Genomic DNA, 3,219 nt, shown 5'->3' with positions numbered 1-3,219 from the left:
GAATAAGAGCTTGACGATGACCTACTCTCACATGGGGAAGCCCCACACTACCATCGGCGATGCTGCGTTTCACTTCTGAGTTCGGAATGGATTCAGGTGGTTCCACAGCTCTATTGTCGTCAAGCAAACCTTTATGAAGCTGGTCGTCTTACGCGTTCTGCGACATGACTTCAAATTAGGGCGGATACATGAGTCACTGTTAAGTGAAGAGATTCTCAAGCGAACAAGCAGTTGCTTGTCGTATTCAATCAACCCTTACCGGGTTTGGGTGTTATATGGTCAAGCCTCACGGGCAATTAGTATCAGTTAGCTCAATGCCTCACAGCACTTACACACCTGACCTATCAACCTGGTAGTCTTCCAGGGCCCTACAGGGAACTCGAAGTTCCAGTGAGATCTCATCTTGAAGGAGGTTTCCCGCTTAGATGCTTTCAGCGGTTATCCTGTCCGAACGTAGCTACCCGGCAATGCCACGGGCGTGACAACCGGAACACCAGAGGTTCGTCCACTCCGGTCCTCTCGTACTAGGAGCAGCTCTTCTCAAATCTCAAACGCCCACGGCAGATAGGGACCGAACTGTCTCACGACGTTCTAAACCCAGCTCGCGTACCACTTTAAATGGCGAACAGCCATACCCTTGGGACCGGCTTCAGCCCCAGGATGTGATGAGCCGACATCGAGGTGCCAAACACCGCCGTCGATGTGAACTCTTGGGCGGTATCAGCCTGTTATCCCCGGAGTACCTTTTATCCGTTGAGCGATGGCCCTTCCATACAGAACCACCGGATCACTATGACCTACTTTCGTACCTGCTCGACGTGTCTGTCTCGCAGTTAAGCCGGCTTGTGCCATTACACTAACCTCCTGATGTCCGACCAGGATTAGCCGACCTTCGTGCTCCTCCGTTACTCTTTGGGAGGAGACCGCCCCAGTCAAACTACCCACCACACAGTGTCCTCGATCCGGATAACGGACCAGAGTTAGAACCCCAAATTGACCAGGCTGGTATTTCAAGATTGGCTCCACAAAGACTGGCGTCTCTGCTTCAAAGCCTCCCAGCTATCCTACACAAGCCAATTCAAAGTTCACTGTGAAGCTATAGTAAAGGTTCACGGGGTCTTTCCGTCTAGCCGCGGGAACGCAGCATCTTAACTGCGAATTCAATTTCACTGAGTCTCGGGTGGAGACAGTGTCGCCATCATTACGCCATTCGTGCAGGTCGGAACTTACCCGACAAGGAATTTCGCTACCTTAGGACCGTTATAGTTACGGCCGCCGTTTACCGGGGCTTCGATCAAGAGCTTCTCCGAAGATAACCCCATCAATTAACCTTCCGGCACCGGGCAGGCGTCACACCCTATACGTCCACTTTCGTGTTTGCAGAGTGCTGTGTTTTTAATAAACAGTTGCAGCGACCTGGTATCTTCGACCGGTCTCAGCTTACGGAGCAAGTCCTTCACCAAAACCGGCGCACCTTCTCCCGAAGTTACGGTGCCATTTTGCCTAGTTCCTTCACCCGAGTTCTCTCAAGCGCCTTGGTATTCTCTACCTACCCACCTGTGTCGGTTTGGGGTACGGTCTCTTTATAGCTGAAGCTTAGAGGCTTTTCCTGGAAGCATGGCATCGACCACTTCGGACTCCGTAGAGTCACCGTCATCAGTTCTCGGCATTAAGGACCCGGATTTGCCTAAGTCCTCTGCCTACCACCTTAAACACGGACAACCAACGCCGTGCTGGCCTAGCCTTCTCCGTCCCCCCATCGCACTATAAAGAGGTGCGGTAATATTAAACCGCTTCCCATCGACTACGCTTCTCAGCCTCGCCTTAGGGGCCGACTAACCCTGCCCCGATTAACGTTGGACAGGAACCCTTGGGTTTCCGGCGGGGGAGTTTTTCACTCCCCTTGTCGTTACTTATGTCAGCATTCGCACTTCTGATACCTCCAGCCTGGTTCACACCTTGACCTTCAACGGCTTACAGAACGCTCCTCTACCATGCAATAAATTGCATCCGTAGCTTCGGTGTACAGTTTGAGCCCCGTTATATCTTCCGCGCAGGCCGACTCGACTAGTGAGCTATTACGCTTTCTTTAAAGGGTGGCTGCTTCTAAGCCAACCTCCTAGCTGTTTTAGCCTTCCCACATCGTTTCCCACTTAACTGTAACTTTGGGACCTTAGCTGACGGTCTGGGTTGTTTCCCTTTTCACGACGGACGTTAGCACCCGCCGTGTGTCTCCCGTGATTGAACTCATGGGTATTCGGAGTTTGCAAAGGGTTGGTAAGTCGAGATGACCCCCTAGCCTTAACAGTGCTCTACCCCCCATGGTTAGACACGAGGCGCTACCTAAATAGCTTTCGAGGAGAACCAGCTATCTCCGGGCTTGATTAGCCTTTCACTCCTATCCACAAGTCATCCCCTAACTTTTCAACGGTAGTGGGTTCGGTCCTCCAGTTGATGTTACTCAACCTTCAACCTGCTCATGGATAGATCGCCCGGTTTCGGGTCTAATGCTAGCGACTATACGCGCAGTTAACACTCGGTTTCCCTACGGCTCCGCTATTCGCTTAACCTTGCCACTAACATTAAGTCGCTGACCCATTATACAAAAGGTACGCAGTCACCGAACTAAGTCGGCTCCCACTGCTTGTACGTACACGGTTTCAGGATCTATTTCACTCCCCTCACAGGGGTTCTTTTCGCCTTTCCCTCACGGTACTGGTTCACTATCGGTCATCTGGGAGTATTTAGCCTTGGAGGATGGTCCCCCCATATTCAGACAGGATATCACGTGTCCCGTCCTACTCGTTTTCACTGCTTATAGGTTTTCGTATACGGGGCTATCACCCACTACGGCCGCACTTTCCAGAGCGTTCTACTAACCACAAAACAGCTTAAGGGCTGGTCCCCGTTCGCTCGCCACTACTTAGGGAATCTCGGTTGATTTCTTTTCCTGCGGGTACTTAGATGTTTCAGTTCTCCGCGTTCGCCTCACACACCTATGTATTCAGTGTGTGATACCCGCCTTATGACGGGTGGGTTTCCCCATTCAGAGATCTCCGGATCAAAGGTTGTTTGCCACCTCCCCGAAGCTTATCGCAGGCTACTACGTCTTTCATCGCCTCCAGATGCCAAGGCATCCACCGTGCACGCTTAGTCACTTGACCATATAACCCCAAACCGTTTCAGTTCTTACAAGCTATGAAGAACAAAACTTTATGG

At 51.5% G+C, this 3,219-nt stretch carries 2 rRNA genes; both read right to left on the bottom strand.

The window, feature by feature from the left end:
* Nucleotides 1-8: 8 nt before the first annotated feature.
* Nucleotides 9-124: ribosomal RNA gene (rrf, locus tag LGT44_RS08850) — 5S ribosomal RNA — on the bottom strand.
* A 151-nt stretch (nucleotides 125-275) separates the two neighbouring features.
* Nucleotides 276-3,164 (bottom strand): 23S ribosomal RNA (locus tag LGT44_RS08845).
* Between the last annotated feature and the right edge of the window lie 55 nt (nucleotides 3,165-3,219).

Source organism: Thalassolituus alkanivorans (assembly GCF_020447205.1).
GTDB lineage: Bacteria > Pseudomonadota > Gammaproteobacteria > Pseudomonadales > Oceanobacteraceae > Venatoribacter > Venatoribacter alkanivorans.
Note: the sequence above shows the minus strand (reverse complement) of the source record. Positions and strands in the feature narration are given on the sequence as shown.